This is a genomic window from Syntrophus sp. (in: bacteria), assembly GCF_040768185.1.
Classification (GTDB): Bacteria; Desulfobacterota; Syntrophia; order Syntrophales; family Syntrophaceae; genus Syntrophus; species Syntrophus buswellii.
In genome coordinates, this window is record NZ_JAXGNC010000006.1 from 144,989 (window position 1) to 163,080 (window position 18,092).

At 57.2% G+C, this 18,092-nt stretch carries 18 protein-coding genes; 1 reads left to right on the top strand and 17 read right to left on the bottom strand.

Annotated elements, in window-relative coordinates; all coding sequences use genetic code 11:
- Window positions 1-20 precede the first annotated feature (20 nt).
- Both AB3175_RS08125 and AB3175_RS08130 read right to left on the bottom strand, forming a co-directional pair.
- Entirely contained in the window at window positions 21-1,469 is a 1,449-nt protein-coding gene (locus AB3175_RS08125) for an HD domain-containing phosphohydrolase (protein WP_367360438.1), read from the bottom strand.
- 122 nt (window positions 1,470-1,591) lie between these two features.
- Window positions 1,592-1,801 (bottom strand): hypothetical protein, encoded by a 210-nt coding sequence (locus AB3175_RS08130; RefSeq protein WP_367360439.1) that lies wholly within the window; start codon window positions 1,799-1,801, stop codon window positions 1,592-1,594.
- A 214-nt stretch (window positions 1,802-2,015) separates the two neighbouring features.
- On the opposite strand from AB3175_RS08130, the gene AB3175_RS08135 reads away from it, so the two are divergent.
- Window positions 2,016-2,774: a tetratricopeptide repeat protein gene (locus AB3175_RS08135; protein ID WP_367360440.1), complete on the top strand. Its 759-nt coding sequence runs from the start codon at window positions 2,016-2,018 to the stop codon at window positions 2,772-2,774.
- A 44-nt stretch (window positions 2,775-2,818) separates the two neighbouring features.
- Here the strand turns inward: AB3175_RS08135 and AB3175_RS08140 are convergent, their stop codons facing one another.
- The 15 genes from AB3175_RS08140 to trpE form a co-directional block, all read right to left on the bottom strand.
- Window positions 2,819-3,613 carry a prephenate dehydrogenase/arogenate dehydrogenase family protein gene (locus AB3175_RS08140; protein WP_367360441.1) on the bottom strand — a complete coding sequence of 265 codons (795 nt, stop codon included), beginning with the start codon at window positions 3,611-3,613 and terminating at the stop codon, window positions 2,819-2,821.
- A 34-nt stretch (window positions 3,614-3,647) separates the two neighbouring features.
- Window positions 3,648-4,715: a chorismate synthase gene (gene aroC / locus AB3175_RS08145; RefSeq protein ID WP_367360442.1), complete on the bottom strand. Its 1,068-nt coding sequence runs from the start codon at window positions 4,713-4,715 to the stop codon at window positions 3,648-3,650.
- Window positions 4,716-4,807: 92 nt separating this feature from the next.
- The gene (locus AB3175_RS08150) at window positions 4,808-5,368 is read right to left on the bottom strand and encodes a shikimate kinase (protein WP_367360443.1); all 561 of its coding nucleotides are present in this window, start codon (window positions 5,366-5,368) and stop codon (window positions 4,808-4,810) included.
- On the bottom strand, window positions 5,358-6,641 hold the full coding sequence (aroA, locus tag AB3175_RS08155; protein WP_367360444.1) for a 3-phosphoshikimate 1-carboxyvinyltransferase: 1,284 nt from the start codon (window positions 6,639-6,641) through the stop codon (window positions 5,358-5,360). Before aroA ends, AB3175_RS08150 begins: the two co-directional genes overlap by 11 nt.
- 5 nt (window positions 6,642-6,646) lie before the next feature.
- On the bottom strand, window positions 6,647-7,483 hold the full coding sequence (locus AB3175_RS08160; RefSeq protein ID WP_367360445.1) for a shikimate dehydrogenase: 837 nt from the start codon (window positions 7,481-7,483) through the stop codon (window positions 6,647-6,649).
- Entirely contained in the window at window positions 7,476-8,624 is a 1,149-nt protein-coding gene (locus tag AB3175_RS08165; protein ID WP_367360446.1) for a type I 3-dehydroquinate dehydratase, read from the bottom strand. Before AB3175_RS08165 ends, AB3175_RS08160 begins: the two co-directional genes overlap by 8 nt.
- Window positions 8,621-9,715, bottom strand: coding sequence for a 3-dehydroquinate synthase (gene aroB, locus AB3175_RS08170; protein WP_367360447.1), 1,095 nt, complete (start codon window positions 9,713-9,715; stop codon window positions 8,621-8,623). The genes AB3175_RS08165 and aroB overlap by 4 nt, the downstream gene beginning before the upstream one ends.
- Window positions 9,712-10,740 (bottom strand): 3-deoxy-7-phosphoheptulonate synthase, encoded by a 1,029-nt coding sequence (gene aroF / locus AB3175_RS08175; protein WP_367360448.1) that lies wholly within the window; start codon window positions 10,738-10,740, stop codon window positions 9,712-9,714. The genes aroB and aroF overlap by 4 nt, the downstream gene beginning before the upstream one ends.
- Window positions 10,741-11,116: 376 nt before the next feature.
- Entirely contained in the window at window positions 11,117-11,932 is an 816-nt protein-coding gene (gene trpA, locus AB3175_RS08180) for a tryptophan synthase subunit alpha (RefSeq protein ID WP_367360449.1), read from the bottom strand.
- Window positions 11,929-13,137 (bottom strand): tryptophan synthase subunit beta, encoded by a 1,209-nt coding sequence (gene trpB, locus AB3175_RS08185; protein WP_367360450.1) that lies wholly within the window; start codon window positions 13,135-13,137, stop codon window positions 11,929-11,931. Before trpB ends, trpA begins: the two co-directional genes overlap by 4 nt.
- Window positions 13,138-13,166: 29 nt before the next feature.
- Window positions 13,167-13,853: a phosphoribosylanthranilate isomerase gene (locus tag AB3175_RS08190; RefSeq protein WP_367360469.1), complete on the bottom strand. Its 687-nt coding sequence runs from the start codon at window positions 13,851-13,853 to the stop codon at window positions 13,167-13,169.
- On the bottom strand, window positions 13,853-14,647 hold the full coding sequence (gene trpC, locus AB3175_RS08195) for an indole-3-glycerol phosphate synthase TrpC (protein WP_367360451.1): 795 nt from the start codon (window positions 14,645-14,647) through the stop codon (window positions 13,853-13,855). The genes AB3175_RS08190 and trpC overlap by 1 nt, the downstream gene beginning before the upstream one ends.
- A gap of 33 nt (window positions 14,648-14,680) precedes the next feature.
- On the bottom strand, window positions 14,681-15,691 hold the full coding sequence (gene trpD / locus AB3175_RS08200; RefSeq protein ID WP_367360452.1) for an anthranilate phosphoribosyltransferase: 1,011 nt from the start codon (window positions 15,689-15,691) through the stop codon (window positions 14,681-14,683).
- A gap of 71 nt (window positions 15,692-15,762) precedes the next feature.
- Complete coding sequence (locus AB3175_RS08205; RefSeq protein ID WP_367360453.1) at window positions 15,763-16,389, bottom strand: aminodeoxychorismate/anthranilate synthase component II; 627 nt, start codon at window positions 16,387-16,389, stop codon at window positions 15,763-15,765.
- A 35-nt stretch (window positions 16,390-16,424) separates the two neighbouring features.
- Window positions 16,425-17,936, bottom strand: coding sequence for an anthranilate synthase component I (trpE, locus tag AB3175_RS08210; RefSeq protein ID WP_367360470.1), 1,512 nt, complete (start codon window positions 17,934-17,936; stop codon window positions 16,425-16,427).
- Window positions 17,937-18,092 lie beyond the last annotated feature (156 nt).

Sequence of the window (18,092 nt, forward strand, 5' to 3'; positions counted from 1 at the left end):
TGGAATGGATTCATCAATGCTTACAGGCTTTGCAAAAAGCATTCAACAAGAGTGCCGTCAAACTGCTTTCCACTGTTCTTCTTGAGTTCCTGAATCGCGCGATCCACGGACATGGACTTTCGATAAGGCCGATTGCTGGTCATTGCGTCAAATGAATCGGCAATGGCCAGCAATCGGGACAAAAGCGGAATTTTGTCTCCTGAGAGCCCGTGAGGATACCCCTTGCCGTCGTACCGCTCGTGATGGTGCAGAATGATTTCCCTTTCCCGGTCCAGAAGCATGACCGACTTCAGGATGCTTTCCCCGATCCCCGGATGGCTTTGAATGACTTTATATTCATACTCGGTAAGCCGGTCAGGCTTCAGGAGGATTCTGTCCGGTATGGCAATCTTGCCGATATCGTGCAGCATGCCCGCAATCCGGACACTTTCAACCTCCTCATTGGAACGCCCCATATGCTTTGCCATGGTGATGACTTTATCCATGACCCGGTAGGAGTGCTCCTCCGTATAGGAGTCGCGAACCTGTATCGAAGCCACAAGGGATTTAAACGTGTCGATGAGATTGCGATAGAGACTTTCGTACAACACCTTGTTTTCAACATTCAGGGACGCCCTTTTGGTCAAAGTCTGGATATAATCCAGTTCCCTCTTTGAGAAGGCGATCCCCCGTTCCTTTTTCCGGATCGTCAGTACCCCGAAAACCTGGTTTCTGATCATTAAAGGCGCACAGATCACGGAGGGAAATGCCTCAGAACATTCGTCCGAGGTGATGATCATGGCTTCGCGGCTGTGGGCCGCCTTCTCCAGCGCACCTTCGATCTGCGGGAAGATTTTTGTGCTGTAAGTCTCAGAATTTATCCCCTTGATGATGTGGGGATGAAACCGGCGCTCCTCGACATCATAGAGCAGCAGCTCGCAATCCCTGCCCCCGACGACCTTCATGGCCAGTTCAACGACATCTTCAAAGATATAGTCATTGTCACCGAAGGAGTTTTCGATAGTGTCGTAAATGTAGTTTCGAAGCGATAAATCCTCGCAATGACCCTGCAGCCGGCGGGTTCTGGAATTCCTTTCCAGTTCCTGGGCGGACAAAGCCTCCCTCTGCCGCAGGGATACATCGACTTTAAAGAGCAGCTCATCGATACGAAACGGCTTCCGGATGAAGTCAACGGCACCTTTTTTCATCGCGGAAACAGAGGTTTCGATCTCCGGATAGGCGGTCATCATGATCGTGAGGACCGTAGGCTGAACCTCCTGAATGCTCTCCAGCAAATCAAGCCCGCCCATGATCGGCATCATCACATCGCTGATAACGATGTCATAGGTCTTTTGCCGGAGAAGATTCAGAGCCTCCAACCCGTTTTCCGCCTCGCTGACTTCATAATGCCCCTCTGTCTCCAACGCTTCTCGAATTAAATCTCTAATGTGGGGATAATCATCAACAACGAGAATTTTTTTCTGGTTCATGAAGGTATTTTGCATTTCAACGGCACTGTCCATATCTCCAGGGAGGATTTCTGTCGTCTCGTCAATCGGTTGGTTGCTGCGCACGTTGAGTCCATTTCAAAGGGCTGTGATCTTCTGGACCATTACGCACTTTTTACAATGATATCGCGGATGTTATAAGAGATTTTTTCAAAGGTGATCGCTTTGTTTTCAGGCGAGGGAGAGATTGTTACGCAGTCACGATAGTGTGAACCGGCATCGGCGGCACCATGATTTCTGTTTTCTACTTTCGTTCGGACGTGCTTATTGTAAGCCTTAATGACGCTGTCAACTTGATAAACGGATACCGGCATAATACAACCTCTTGCTTTTGATTTCCTGTTGACCCATCTATTGAATCGGTAGAAACAAGAAAATCTTTAGGGACATTTCCATTTTGAATTTCATGATATTTTTTCCTCGGAACGGAGACTTTTTTTATTTCTGGAATTTTTCTTGCAATTCTCTATACATAAATATTCACAGCCGTGTTGTTGAGGCATCACAAAACACCTCCGGGGAATTCAAATGAAAAATACCATCAACAGGGAAGAAGTGGGGCGAATCGAAAAAAAATTGAACGAGGCCAGGGTTCTGCTGCAGCAGAACAAACTGCATTCTTCACTGGTCAAATTCAAGGAGTCTCTGGAAACGCTGCTCAGGACAAAAATGCTGCCCTCAGATTCAAAGGATCTGAACGATAAGTTCAATCATTTTCAGGCACTCATATCAAATACCCCGGCTTTTACAGAGATGTACGGTGCCGTGGCGTTCCGTGACAACGACGCCGCAACGACTCTGGAATTCGTCAAGCAGCTGCTGATCATCAAGGATGAGGAAATAAAGGGGTATATGGAAGAGCAGGCCGGCGGATCGAACGAAAACCATCACGAGACAGATCCTTCCGACGAGCCTGAAGAATCCAGAATCGAGAATCTTGCAAAAGAAGCAAAAAGCTTCATCGACAGCGATGATTATGAGACCGCAAAAGACATCATCGGCGGCAACGATGAAATCCTCTGGTGGCTTCTCCAATGTTACAACACGTCAGGCATTGAACACCGTCGGCAGGGGCGTTATCGGGACGCTCTTCACGACTTCAAGAAAGCCCTCGCCCTTCAATCCGACGATGAAGGATTGTATTACAACATTGCCCGGATCCATATTGAACTGAAGGATTGGAAAGAAGCCCTGGACGCCATTCAGGAGGCCTTGAAAATTAATCCCGAATTCCAGGAAGGAAAGCTTCTGGAATCATTCCTTAAAAGGACAGCCCCTCCGGCCTAGGCGCCGTCCTTGATCCCGATCTTGTATCTCCCGGAGATCTTTTTTCAGGACGGATTTCTTTTGACCATTTCCGGGAAGCGGCTCCCTGCCGTTTCAAGTCGCTTCTGGAGGGTCCGGGCATCGCGTTTCTCAATGAGATTCTTCAATTCCTTCATGGTTTGTTCATAGGAGTCCAGAATGGCGGGCAGATAGGGATTCCGGGTGAGGATTTCCGAATACATGCGGGCATTGTGACTGAACACTTCTTTGATAATCCTGATTTTCTCCTCAAATATCGGTGTCATGTAGGGCTTCAGGGTTTCGATATCCGTCTCCATCGCATTCATGGCAAGGCCGAAGGTCATGGTGTTGAAATGGTTCAATCCCTGGATGATGCTCATGAACCGATCATGCTCCTCCGGAGATGTCTCTACAATCCTCGCTCCATTGTCCTTCAAAAGCGTGCGCAGCCAGGCAAGCCATCTCCCGCTTCCGGACCGGGCCGGGCAGATCACGAAGGAATATCCCTCCAGTGAAGGAACTTCCGGGCCGAAGAGGGGATGGCATCCGATCACATCGCATTCGGCGCAGCGCAGCATGTCCTTTACAGGCTCCGCCTTGAGGGAGGTGATATCCATCAGCAGGGCATCTTTTGCCATGAGCGGTCCGATCTGTTCGATCACCTCCGTCGTAACACCCACGGGCACGCTCACGATCACAACGGAACACCGTTTGCCCATCTCGGCCAGGATCGTTCCTTCATTTCTTCCCGCGATCAAGACCGAATAACCCAGGCTTTTGAAAAATTTCTCAAACCACCTGCCCATGTCCCCTTTGCCGCCAATAATACCAATATCCATGTATCCTGCCCGCCTTTCGTTCACTTTATCCCGGTCACGGCGTCACCGCCTTCTGCCGCAGCAGATGGTCCGCCAGAACGATCTGCACCATGGCCTCACACACGGGAACGATTCGCGGGATCACGCAGACATCGTGTCGACCACCGATTGAGAGCGTCGTCGGATGGCCCTCCGCGTCAATCGTCTGCTGTGACCTGGAAATGGACGGAATGGGCTTGCAGGCCACCCGCATCACGATTTCTTCTCCGCTGGTAATCCCGGCCAGAATCCCGCCGGAGGTGTTGGACAGGAATCCGCCGGGACTCAGGGGATCGTTGCTCTCCGATCCCAGCATGTCCGCCACGGAAAACCCTGCTCCGATTTCCACTCCTTTGACGGTTCCGATGCTCATGAGGGCACTGGCCAGGTCAGCATCCATCTTGTCGAAAACCGGCTCTCCCAGCCCTGCCGGACAGCCCCGCACCACGATTTCGACGATTCCTCCCAGGGTATCCCCCTGCTGCCGGATCTCAGCCAGCCGATCCAGCATTCTGGCTGCAGCTTCCGGATCAGGGCAGTACAGGGAATTTTCAAGGGATTCCCTGCGGATCCTCCCCGGGCTGCCCCGGGAGATACAAATGCCCCCCAGGGCCACCGTATAGGCCAGGACCTGGATCCCCGCGGCTTCCGTCACCAGCGAAGCCACAGCCCCGGCCGCCACGCGGGCCGCCGTTTCCCGTCCAGAGGCCCTTCCTCCCCCGCGATGGTCCCGGAGTCCGTACTTTCTGTAGTACGTGTAATCTCCATGCCCGGGTCGAAAAACGGACCGCAGGTGCTCATAGGCTCCGCTGTCCGCATCGCGATTTCGAATGAGGAGCGCAATCGGCGTCCCCGTGGTTTTTCCCTCAAAGACGCCGGAGAGGATTTCCACGCGATCCGCCTCCTGCCGGGGGGAGGCAAAACGTTGCCCGCCCGGTTTTCTTCTGTCGAGGACGGCCTGGATCTGCCCTTGGGAGAGCGAAAGCCCCGGCGGGCAGCCATCGATAACGGCGCCGAGAGCCGCTCCATGAGATTCCCCCCAGGTGGTTATCCGAAAGACCCTTCCAATGGTGTTCCCTGACATCGCTGCCTTCCCTTCTCCTCTGCCTGTGGCCCTCTGGGCTGTTCATCCCCGGACCGGTCAGCCATTTCCAGGATCCGAGGCGGAACGCTCATTCACTCCCCGAAGGAGAAATGTCTGAGAATGCGATCCGCGACCTCCCCCGGCGACACATTGGCGGTGTCGATGACCAGATCGGCCAGAGAGCGATAGATAGGCATTCTCTGCGCCAGACTCTCCTTCGTTTCCTCTATCATGGACTCCATCGATTGTTCAGCGGATTCCGTCCCGGAAAAAGACGGCCGCTTTTCAAGGCTGGCCGGATCCTGCAGAATCCGCCGGACAAGGATCCCTTCCCGGGCCGTCAGCAAAACGATCCAACCCATGGATTTAAGCAATCGCGCATTGTCCGGATCCAGGACTGCGCCGCCCCCCGTGGCTACGACACAGCGGTGCATGGTACGAAGGGAACGAAGGGCGGCTTTTTCGCGCTCCCGGAAATACGTCCAGCCCTCCTGCTCCACCATGTCCCGGATGGATCGCCCTTCACGCGCTTCAACCAGGACATCGGTGTCGTAAAAAGGACGGTTCAGCCGCCGGGCCAGTTCCCGGCCCACAGAGGTTTTGCCGGTTCCGCGGTATCCGATCAGGATGATGGTTCGGTCATCACGGGTCATTCTTTCCCCCTCCAGGCGCGCCCTGTGACAGCTTCTGCAACTCGTTCCAGAATCCGGGAAAGGATTTGCCGACACAGTCCTGGTCCGCAATCCTGATTCCCGGAACGGCCAGGCCGGCGACGGCAAAGCTCATGGCGATCCGGTGGTCGTTGTAAGTCTCGATGTCCCCTCCACAGGGACGCCCGCCGTTGATGATCAGGCCATCCGGTGTTTCCCTCGCTGAAATGCCGATTTTATGCAGCTCTGCTGCAAGGGCCGCCAGGCGGTTGCTTTCTTTGATGCGCAGGTGGGCCGATTCCGTGATGACGGAGCGACCAGGCCGGAACGCCGCCAGGACGGCCAGCGAAGGGACCATGTCGGGAATGTCTCCCATGGGGAACTCCATATCACCGCCGTGGAGCTGACCGCAGGCGACTTCTACGTCCCCGTCCCTCCATGCCACGGTGCATCCCAGGTCTTCGAGAATCTTCAAAAAGCGTGCGTCTCCCTGCAGGCTCGCAGCCGTAAGGTGCGGCACCCGGACCCGGGCCAGCCCCAGGGCCGCGGCCAGAAAGAAGTATGAGGCGCTGGAATAATCCCCTTCGATGGTGAAGGAGCGGGCCCGATAGGCTTGGCCTGACGGGACGCAGAAGGTGTTGGCGGCTGGCTTTTCAACGGCAACGCCAAACTGCTCCATCACCTGGAGCGTCATGGCGATGTAAGGTTCTGAGACCGTCCGGCCGGCAAGCTGAATCCCGACATTGCGTGCAGCGTAGGGAGAGCTGAGGAGCAGCGAGGATACATACTGGCTGCTGTCCAGATCCTCAAATACGACTTGCCCGCCCGGAAGTCCGCACGATTGGATAAGAACCGGGGGGCATCCCGGATTTTCCGGCGTTTCGACGGACACCCCCATGGAGCGCAAAACCCGAAGAAGCGGCTCAACGGGCCTCTCGCGAAGACGGGGCGAGCCATCCAGGACAAAGCGGCCCTCTCCCAGGCAGACCAGGGAGGTCAGAAACCGCAGCGCCGTCCCGTTGTTTCCTACGAAGATCCTCTCGGGCGGAACGGAAATTTTTCCCCCTGTCCCGCCAATCCGGAGTTCACCCTCCTCCACCTCAATCTCAGCGCCAAGAAGCTCCAGGGCTTTGATGAGATACAAGGTATCGTCGGCCAGCAGGGCATTGCGCAGCCGGGATGGTCCTTTCGCGAGAGCAGCGGCAATCAACGCGCGCTGGGTGATGCTCTTTGAACCGGGGACCTCAAGGGTTACCTCCCGGTCGGATCGGCCCATGGGGATCATACCTGCTTCCCTTCCCTTCTTTCCAACTCCTGCTTCACAACCTGCCGCATCCGGTCCACAGGGGGCTCCAGCCCGGTCCACAGCCGGAACTGCGCCGCACCCTGTTCCACAAACATATCCATCCCCGACAGAACGGCGCAGCCCGCCTCTTCCGCTTCGCGGAGAAGCCGCGTTTTCATGGGATTATAAATCACGTCGGCGACAAGGCGGAAGCGGCGGAGCGCGGCGGCGGGTACGGGTGAAAAATCGATCTCCGGGACCATTCCGACCGGTGTCGCATTGATCAGGATATCGCCTGCTAGGTCCCCTATTTCCGCCAGAGGATAAAAAGGGCAGCCGAACTCCTCGGCAAGCCCCCTCCCCTGCTTCTCCGTCCGATTGACCACCACCGGGACCCCGCCCTCGGCAAGCAGGCCGTACAGGGCAGCCCGTGCCGTTCCTCCGGCTCCGAGAACAACGATCCGCTTTCCGAAAAGATCCGTCACCTTTCGCAGGGCCCGAAGCAGCCCCTCCCAATCGGTGTTTGTGCCCTGCAGGCGCCCCTCTCGATGGATCACCGTGTTCACGGCTCCGATACGACGGGCCTGATCATCGAGATCGTCGAGAAAGGCCATGACATCCCTTTTGAAAGGAATGGTTACGCTGGCCCCCCGGTATCCCTCCCGTCTCAGTTTTTCCACGGCCTGCTTCAGGTCGGACACGTCCCAAGCCTCATAACGGCCGGCAAGGCGCAGGAGTTTCAGGGCGGCCGAATGCATGAGGGGCGAAAGACTATGGCCTATCGGATGGCCGATGAGGGCAAGGAGAATGGGGCTGCGGAATTGATCAGTCATTGGATTCGACATCCCCGGTGCCGCGTTCTGAAAAGGGCTCCATGCCCCTTCCCCCTGGGCTCCGTTCCCCCCTTTCCTCTTCCGGTGACCTCACCGTCCCGGAAAGGCCGCCGGATGCCTTTCGGCCCAGGAGTTCAAGGATACGGAACAGTTCTGCGGCAGTCAATTGTCCCGGCGCTGTGGCGGTTTCTTCCCCCAGCGACGCGAAGGTAAAATGCGCCCCCAGCATGGGGGCCATGATCCGGCTGATTTTTCCCTGGTCCCCCATGGAAAAGGCGACGATCTCCTGCCCTTTACCCAGGGACCACGGAATGAGCCGCAGAATCCGCAGGTTATCGGTCATCGTCCTGGCAAAGGTCACGATCTTGATGACGCGGGCACCCGCCTCCCGACAGGACTTCCAGAGGTCCTCCAGGGCCGCGTCAGAGGGAGTCTCCTGAAAATTGTGGCAGGAAACGATGAGCTGCGTCCGCCCCAGGTAATCCGCGATGAGCTCTTTCAACGAATCCCTCAAGGCAGCTTGTGTGCCGAGTTCAAGATCCACATAATCGGCACCCAGCAGGATGGCCTTTTTCAGAACGGAGACCCGTTCCTCTTCGTTCTCATCTTTTTCTGCAGACGGCCGGCGGCCGCTTTCTTCCGGCTTTCTGCAGGTCACCACAATTTTTACGGGAAAGGGATTCTTCCGGATTTCCCTGATCAACTCAGGCAGACGATCCCCGTTGATCAGGTCCATCCTCAGCTCCAGCAAATCCGCCATCGGTGCAGCGTCACGAATCTGCCGGGCCGCCTTGTCCATTCCGGGGCCCACAATGGGAATGCAGACCCTGATCCGGCCCCGCCCCTCCCGCTCGTGGGGGCGGAGCGCCGCGGTCAGGGTATTCTGCAGATAGCGGGAAGCGGCGACCACATGGCCGAAGATGGCTGACAGAATGGAGGCCGGCATGGGGCCTTTATTGTACTGCACAAGGCGGCCGTATACCTGCTCCTCCTGAACGGGGTCGTATATTTCCATTCCCAGATCGGCTTTTTTCCTGCCGATTTCAAGGGCCAACGCGGCCCTTTCATTAAGCAGCTCGACAATCCGGGTGTCCGCACTCTGAATGGATTTTCTCAGTTCGTCCAGTGATTTCCCGCTCATGCCGCCATTTCCTCAAGGATCTTCTCCGGCAGGGAAAGCCCCACGTCCTTACTCATAAAGGGTATGCCGATTTTTTTCAACAGTATAAAGGGCAGTTCATTTCCCTCCTTCTTCTTGTCCATGGCGAGACGCCCCAAAACTTCCGGTCCGGCAACGTCTGACGGAATCCGGACGGGCAGGCCGAGGTCCCGGATCAGGGCTTCGATCCGCTCCCTCTCCTCCGGCGGAAGAAAGCCGCAACAGGCGGAAATCCGTGAGGCGGCTGTCATTCCCAGGGCAACCGCCTTTCCGTGAGGCAGGGTGAACTTAGAAGCGGCTTCCAGGGCATGCCCCAGGGTGTGGCCGAAGTTCAGAATTCTCCGGAATCCCGATTCCTGTTCATCAATCTCCACAACACCCTTTTTGATCCGGCAGGACCGTTCGATGACCGGCTCCAGGATCTCCAGGCTCCTTGCACGCAGGGCGCGAACTTCCCGCTCTAGCTGCTCAAAGAATCCCGGTTCGTCGATGAGTCCGTATTTGACAATCTCCGCCAATCCGTTGAGATATTCCTCATCGGAAAGGGTTTCCAGAAATTTGAGATCAGTAAATATCCGCTTCGGCTGATAGAAGGTCCCCAGGAGGTTTTTTCCCTGCGGGAGATTCACCGCCGTCTTTCCGCCGATGCTGCTGTCCACCTGGGCCATGAGCGTCGTTGGAATCTGGATGAAGGGAACGGAGCGCATATAGATGGAAGCGACGAACCCCGTCAGATCCCCAACGACACCGCCGCCCAGCGCGATGAGCATCGAATGGCGGTCCGCACCCATCTCAAGTAGCCTGGCTGTCAGTCCCAGGACGGTCTCCATGGTTTTTGAACCCTCGCCGGCGGGAAATTCCAGCAGTTCCACGGGGAGCCCCAATTCTTTGAGCTTTTCAAGAAAGGTCCTTCCGTAGAGTTGCGACACATTGGAATCGGTCACGATGACATACCGGTTCGCCGGATGGTCTTTCGCGATGAGAAGACCCATCCGATCCTGGAAATCATAGCCGATGCAGATTTCATGGGACTCGGAGAGACGCTTGTCGAGATTGATCTTGATCCGGTTCATACCAGCACCTTCGCTGTCGCACTCATGACATATTCCATCCTCCTGAGTTCATCCATCAGCTCGTAAAACGTTTCGGGTTTCAGGGACTGCGCCCCGTCGCAGAAGGCCTTTTCGGGCTGAGGGTGCATCTCCACAATCAGGCCGTCGGCGCCGACGGCCAGGGCCGCCCGGCTCAGGGGAAGGACGTATTTCCAGTGGCCCGTTGCGTGACTGGGATCGATGATGACGGGCAGGTGGGTCAGCTCCTTCAGTACAGGCACGGCACTGATGTCAAGGGTATTGCGGGTTGCCGTTTCGAAGGTCCGGATGCCGCGCTCACAAAGGATCACCTGGTCGTTTCCCGCCGACAGGATGTACTCCGCCGACATGAGAAGCTCCTCGATGGTGGTCATCATTCCCCTCTTCAGGAGAACGGGGACCCGTGAACGGCCGATTTTCTTCAGCAGGGCAAAGTTCTGGACATTGCGGGCCCCCACCTGGAGAATGTCGGTGTAGGATTCAACAAGGTCCAGATCCTCGGGATTGACGATCTCCGTCACCACAGGAAGGCCGGTTTTTTCCCGGGCCTTTGCCAGCAGCTTCAGGCCATCCTCCTCCAACCCCTGAAAGCTGTAGGGGGAGGTTCTCGGCTTGAAGGCGCCGCCGCGCAGAATGGAAGCCCCGGCCTTTTTGACAATGTAGGCGCTTTCGAGCAACTGCTGTTCGCTTTCCACGGAGCAGGGACCGGCCATGACGGTAAAGCTTCCGCCGCCAATGCTCACATTTCCCACCTGGACGACCGTATCCTCCTCTTTCGCCTCCCGGCTGCTCAGCTTGTAGGGCTTGCGGATGGGAACGACCTTGTCCACTCCGGACAGTGCCGCCAGGTACTTGAGCTCCTCACCTCCCCGCTCTCCCCCGATGGCCTTGACGACGGTCTGTTCCGTTCCTCGAGAGGGATAAGCCCTGTAGCCGATGGATTCAACCCAGTCCACGACATGATCAATCTGACGTTCCGTTGCGTTTCTTTTCATGACGATAATCATGAGATTCTTCTCCTTTGCCGGCCTTCCCAATTTACACCGGGGAAGGCACCAACAGAAATGGCCATGGTGTCTGCTGCCACCATGGCCATAAAAGAAGAAAGCCATGGGCGGCGCTTCCTGATCTGCCCATGGCTTGGTGTTTTTATTCGTTAGTTCAACCCACCCGAGACAATGGACAGATCTCCATATAAAAATACCAATAATAATAGCTAAAGTAATTGGATTTCATCGTGCTTTGTCTTCCGTCCATTTCCGTTTTCTCTTCCTTCCTCTCCAAATCCTCTTCATCGGAAAAAGAGGTGCAGAAAGGCAATCCCGTACACGTTACCGATACAACCAAACACCTGCGGGATCAAAACACAAAGCAGGCATTCTGTCAAGAAGAATATCCTTCCTGCCTCATGGCCCCTTTGATTGTCCGGGCCAGGGCCGACACCCGGGGCACGAGGTCGGGGCTGTGGGCAAATTCGGCAATGAGGCGCACAAAAGCGCTGCCGATGACGATCCCGTCCGCCAGGGGGCCAAAGGCCCCTGCCTGCTCCGGCGTGGAGATGCCGAATCCAACGACCAGGGGCAGATCCGTACAGGCGCGAATCCGGGCAATGTCCCGCGTCACGCTTTCCATGTCCGGCCGTGCCGTTCCCGTTACCCCGGTGATGGAGATGTAATAGAGAAATCCCCGCCCCTGGCGGGCGATCAGGCCGATCCGCTCCGCCGAAGTGGTCGGCGCAATCAGGGAAATGAAATCCATCCCCCTGGAATCGGTTTCCCGGCGGAGCTCACCGGCTTCTTCCGGGGGAAGATCGACCACGAGCAGGCCATCAACGCCGGCCGCCTTCGCCCTGTCCGCGAAACGCTCGATCCCGTATGCATAAACGGGATTGTAATAGCCGAAGAGAACCACCGGCGGCAGATCTTCCGTTTTCCTGAGGTCTTCGATCATGTCGAGAATGTTCTCCAGCGTCGTTCCCTTTTTCAAGGCCCGCTGGGCCGCCTCCTGAATGACGGGACCGTCCGCGGTGGGGTCGGAAAAGGGGACCCCGATTTCAAGGATGTCGACTCCGGCCTCTTTCAATCCGATCATGATTTCCCGGGTTTTTTCCAGGTCGGGATCTCCGGCCGTCACATAGGCAACCAGGGCCTTTTCTCCCCTCTCTTTGAGCTTTTGAAACACCTGTCCAATTCGGCTCATTCCTCGACCGCACCTCCTTTCTCCATCCGTCTGGCAATTTCTTCCGCGTCCTTGTCCCCCCGGCCGGAGAGATTCACCACGACAACGTGATCCCGGTTCAGCGTGGGAACGAGCTTCATCGCATAAGCGACGGCATGGGCGCTCTCCATGGCGGGGATGATCCCTTCATAGCGGGAAAGGGCATGAAAGGCCTCCACGGCCTCCTCGTCCGTCACCGTGACATAGGAGGCCCGGCCGATTTCGGAAAAGTAGCTGTGCTCCGGGCCGACGCCGGGATAATCCAGCCCGGCGGCGATGGAGTAGGCGTCCCGGATCTGGCCGTGATCATCCTGAAGCAGAAAGGTGCGGTTCCCGTGGAGCACCCCCACGCGGCCGCCGCTGATGCTCGCGGAATGGAGGGTTGAATCCATCCCCTTGCCCGCGGCCTCGACGCCGTACATGGCCACGCCCTCATTGTGGCGGAAGGGATAAAAGAGCCCCATGGCATTGCTCCCCCCCCCGACGCAGGCGATGAGGATATCGGGCAGACGTCCCTCCTTTTTCAGGATCTGGCGCTTGGCCTCGCGCCCGATCACGCTTTGAAAATCCCGGACCATCATGGGATAGGGATGAGGCCCTGCCGTCGTCCCTATCACGTAAAAGGTGTCCCTGACGGCGGATACCCAGTAGCGCATGGCCTCGTTCATGGCGTCCTTGAGGGTTGCTGTTCCCGAAGAGACGGGGATCACCTCGGCGCCGAGGATCTTCATGCGAAAGACATTGGGCGCCTGCCTCCGTATGTCCTCCTTCCCCATGAAAATTTTGCATTCCATGCCAAACAGCGCCGCCACCGTTGCCGTGGCGACCCCATGCTGACCCGCTCCCGTTTCCGCAATGACCTTTCTTTTGCCCAGCCGACGGGCCAGCAGCGCCTGTCCCAGGGTGTTGTTGATCTTATGTGAACCGGTGTGGTTCAGGTCCTCCCTCTTCAGATAGACCTTCGCTCCGCCCAGGACTTCCGTAAGCCGCTCCGCAAAGTACAGAGGCGTGGCTCTTCCTGAATAATCCTCTAAATAGCGTGCAAATTCCCTTCGAAAGCTTATGTCCCGCCGCGCCTGACGGTAGGCGGCCTCCAGTTCGATCAGGGCCGGCATGAGGGTCTCGGCGGCGTAGCGGCCCCCGAACACTCCGAAATGCCCCCGTTTATCCGGTAACGCACCCTTCATTTTATTCACCTTTCCGTTCTTACAGTATCTCAGTCCCGCGCGCGGGAAAAGATCCGGTAATTTCCCCGCTCATCTCCCGCCGGGCGTTTCTCTTCCCCTGCCGCCGAAGTCCGTAGGACCTCTCCGATCACGGCCCGGATTTTATCCGGATCCTTGATTCCGGGGGAGGATTCCACTCCGCTGTTGACATCCACGGCATGGGGAACAACCCTTCGAATCGCTTCCCCGATGTTCCCGGGGTTCAAGCCGCCGGAAAGGATCAGGGGAAAGCGCTTCCGGATTCGTACCGCCAGCTCCCAGTTGGAAAGCCGCCCCGTTCCCCCGTAGAGGGCCCCTTCCCGCCTGTCCAGGAGAAGCGCCCGGCAGGGCCAGGTTTCAAGGGAGGGCAGGTCCTCTTCGCTCTCCGGAGAAACGGCCCGGATCAGTACCGAGGAAGGAAACTGCCGGCAATAGTCCGGACTCTCATCCCCGTGAAGCTGAAGAAGATCCAGGCCGCAGAAAGCCCGTATTTCCTTCACCCTCTCCACGGGTTCATCGACGAACACCCCCACGCGGATCACCTCGGGCGGCAGCCGGCGAATCAGTTCTCTCGCCTTTTCGGGAGAGACATAGCGGGGGCTCCGGGGATAAAAGATGAATCCCAGGGCGTTCGCGCCGTTCTCCGCCGCGGCGAGGGCATCGCCCAGGCGGGTCATTCCGCAGATCTTGATCTCCATCACGGCGCCACACCCTCGTTTCCAAGGAGCTCCCGCAACTTCTTCCCGATATCGGGGGCCGTCATCAGGGTCTCCCCGATCAGAAAGGCGCCAATGCCGGCAGCCATCAACCGCTCAATATCCTCCCGGGAGCGGATTCCGCTTTCCGTTACGGCGATCCGGTCCCGCGGGATGAAGCCGATCAGCTCCAGGCTGGTATTCAGATCGGTCACAAAGGTCTTGAGGTCCCGGTTATTGATCCCGACAATGTCCGCACCGGCCGCCAGGGCGCGCTCCAGCTCCCCCCGGTCGTGAACCTCTACCAGGGCCGCCATCCCCAGCGCGCTTGCCAGATCCAGATACTCCTGCAGCTGGTTCTCCCCAAGCATGGCGACAATCAGGAGAATTGCGTCGGCCCCGAGCATTCTGGATTCATAGATCTGCCAAGCATCCAGGATAAAGTCTTTCCGCAGGAGTGGCAGAGCCACGACGCGCCGGATGATGTTCAGATTAAGCTTTTCACCCCCGAAGAAGGTCCGGTCCGTCAGAACCGAGATGGCCGCCGCCCCGTTTTGCTCGTAGCTCTCCGCAATCAGGGCGGGGTCGAGGTCCTTCCTCAGCGGCCCCTTTGAGGGAGAACGGAATTTCACCTCGGCAATGACGGCACATTCCCGGCCGGCCAGGGCGCCTTTGAAATCCCTGCACGAAGGAACATCCTTCACCATTTTCCGAAGTTCGTCAACAGGAAGGGTCATTTTGAGCTGATTGACATCCCTTCGCTTCTCTTCAAAAATCTGATCCAATATCGTCGCCATGCCTTCACCTGAGTTTTTTAAACGATATCTCGGCTAGCTGTTGCTCAATTCGATGAGTTCCTGGAGTTTCTTCGCGGCTTTTCCACTGTCGATGCAGTCGGCGGCAACGGCAAGGCCTTCCGGGATTGTTCCGGCCTTTTCTCCGGCCATGATGGCCAGCGCGGCGTTGAGGAGAACGATGCTCCGGCAGGCCCCCTCCTTTCCTGTCAGCACATCCCTCGTAATCCTGGCATTGGCGGATGCATCGCCGCCGGCAATATCCTCCAGGCTGAACGTCCGTCCGAAGAAATCCATCGGATCAATATTGTACGTCGAGATCAGCCCATCCTTCAGCTGGGACACCCTCGTCGGCCCCGTGACCGTTGCCTCATCGAGGCCATCGGAACCGTGAACGACGAAGGCCCGCCGCGCCCCCAGATTTTTCAGAACGCCGGCAAACATTTCCGTCAGTTTTGCATCATAGACGCCGATGAGCTGGGCATTGGCTCCGGCCGGATTCGTAAGGGGGCCCAGCATGTTGAAAATCGTGCGTATTCCGATTTCCCGGCGGGGTCCGATGGCATACTTCATGGCGCCATGGAGTTTTGGGGCAAAGAGAAAACCGATCCCCAACTGCTGGACGCACTCTTCCACGATCTCCACGCCGGCACTGATGTTGACCCCCAGGGCCTCCAGCACGTCGGCGCTGCCGCAGGCGCTGGATACGGCCCGGTTTCCGTGCTTGGCCACGGTGATCCCGGCTGCGGCCACGACAAAGGCCGCCGTGGTGGAGATGTTGAAGGTGTTCATCCCGTCGCCGCCCGTACCGCAGGTATCCACAATGACCTGCGCCCGGGCGTCGATGCGGGTTGCCTTCTGCCGCATGCTCCGTGCGGCCCCCGTCACTTCGTCCACGGTTTCCCCCTTCATCCGCAGGGCCGTCATGAAGGATCCGATCTGAGCTTCCGTCGCCCCCCCCTCCATGATTTCGTTCATCGTTGACGTCATCTCCGATTCGCTGAGATTGACGCCTTCAACCACCTTTGCAATGGACTCTCTGATCATAGAAAAACTCCTCCCTTTTTTTTAAGGTATTTGATCGTTATGTTCTTCTCCCGGCATCCGACCCAAGTCCCTCAGGCGCAGAGAGCTGAAGGCCTCAGGACTTCGGAGCGCTGCGCCTCCTGCCTGCCTGAGGCGATGAGCTTCAGGAAATTTCTCAAAATGCGCTTGCCGTTGGGGGTAAGGATCGATTCAGGATGGAACTGTATCCCCTCCACGGGATATTCCCGATGCCGGATGCCCATGATTTCGCCGCCTTCCGTTTCTGCTGTCACTTGGAGACAATCCGGAAGGGACCCCCTTTCCAGGATCAGGGAATGATACCGTCCCGCCGGAAAGGGGTTTGGAAGCCCCTTGAAGAGGGTCTGACCGTCATGAACGATCTCCGAGGTTTTGCCGTGCATGATCCGGCCGGCCCGGACCACCTCGGCACCGAAGGCGTATCCAATCGACTGGTGGCCGAGGCAGACCCCCATGATGGGAATCTCCCGATAAAAGGCCCGGATCACATCCGCCGTTACCCCCGCGTCTTTCGGAGCGCCCGGCCCCGGCGACAGGAAAATGGCCGCCGGTTCCATTTTTTCAATGCTCTCCAGGGAAATCCGATCGTTCCGATAGACCTCCACGTCCTCGCCCAGCTGCCTCAGATACTGAACCAGATTAAACGTAAAGGAATCATAATTGTCGATCATCAGAATCATGGCATGACCTCTTCTTCTCTTTTTTTTATTATCTATTAGGTTATGATGTCCGACGGGCTCTGGCGGATTTCAAATCCCGACAGGACCAGCTCCACGGCCTGGCGCATGCCGGCCGCCTTGTTGACTGTCTCCTGATATTCCGTCCGGGGATCGGAATCGGCGACAATGCCGGCTCCCGCCTGGATATGCATCTTTCCCTCCTTCAACAGGATGGTGCGGATGGTAATGCAGAGATCCATGTTTCCGGAAAAGCTGAAATAGCCGACGGCTCCGCCATAGGGCCCCCTCCGGACCGGCTCCAGTTCCGCAATGATCTCCATGGCCCGGATCTTGGGAGCCCCGGTCAGGGTGCCGGCGGGAAAGACGGCCTTCAGTACGTCAAAGGCATCGAGGCCCTCTTCCAACTGAGCCTGGAGAGAAGAAACGATGTGCATGACGTGCGAGTAGCGCTCAATCACCATCAATTGGGTGATCTGAACACTTCCGGTCCGGGCGATCCGCCCCAGGTCGTTCCTCCCCAGATCCACGAGCATGACATGTTCGGCCCTTTCCTTGGGATCTTCCAGCAGCTCATCGGCCAGCCGCCGGTCGTCCTGTTCCGTCGCCCCCCTTGGCCTGGTTCCGGCAATGGGCTTGAGCTCAACAATCCCCTCTTCCAGGCGGACCATGACCTCGGGGGATGATCCGATCAGAACCGTATCGCCCAGCTTCAGGAAAAAGAGATAGGGAGAGGGATTGGTAAAGCGGAGAGCCCGGTATAGATCCACCGGATCAGGATGGATTTCACTGGTTAACCGATGAGATAGAACAACCTGGATGATATCGCCGGCCCGGATGTATTCCTTTGCCCGCTCCACGCTGTCCCGGAAAGCCTCCGGCGTCATGTTCGAACTGAAATCGGCGGATGAGGCAGCCGGGATCGATGACCCCGCCGGTACAGCCGGCTCCTGCAGCAGCTCCACCATGGCATCGATTTTCCGGGTGGCCTCCAGGTAAAGTGACGACAGGCTCTGTTCGCCATCGATATGGACGCAGGCCACCACCTTGATCGTATGGCGGACGCGGTCAAAGAGGATCAGCGTGTCCGTCACGAGGAATACGGCCTCTTCCGTCTGCAGATCATTCTCCCCGGCACAGGGAAGCTGCTCGAAGTAATTCACCATCTCATATCCAAGAAACCCGACGGCGCCTCCGTAAAACCGCGGCAACCCCTCCACGGAAACCGGGGAATAGCGTCGGAGAATCTCCTTGAGGAACCTGAGCGGATCGCCCTGATGGGCATGGCGGGAGGTTTCCCCCTTTTCCTCGATGACCACTTCATCCCCTGAAATCCGGAAAACCAGGCGGGGATCCGCTCCGAGAAAGGTGTACCGTCCCCACTTCTCGCCTCCCTCCACGCTCTCCAGCAGAAAGGCATAAGCGGAATCCCGCAGCTTCATGAATACGGAAACGGGCGTTTCCACATCCGCCAGAATTTCCCTGTAAAGCGGCACCAGGTTCCCCTGTTTTGCAAGTTCTTCAAATGTTTTATAATTCGGTGCATACATGATCTGCTTTTTCTCCCGGAAAATAAAAAAGGCCGTGAAATCCTTCACGGCCTTTTTCCCTGACTTGTCGTACAAAATAAAAGCCGCGGAGGTCTCTGGGAGCGTCTCCACGGCTTCAGTTTTTATGTCTTAACGTCTTACCGGCGGACAACCCCC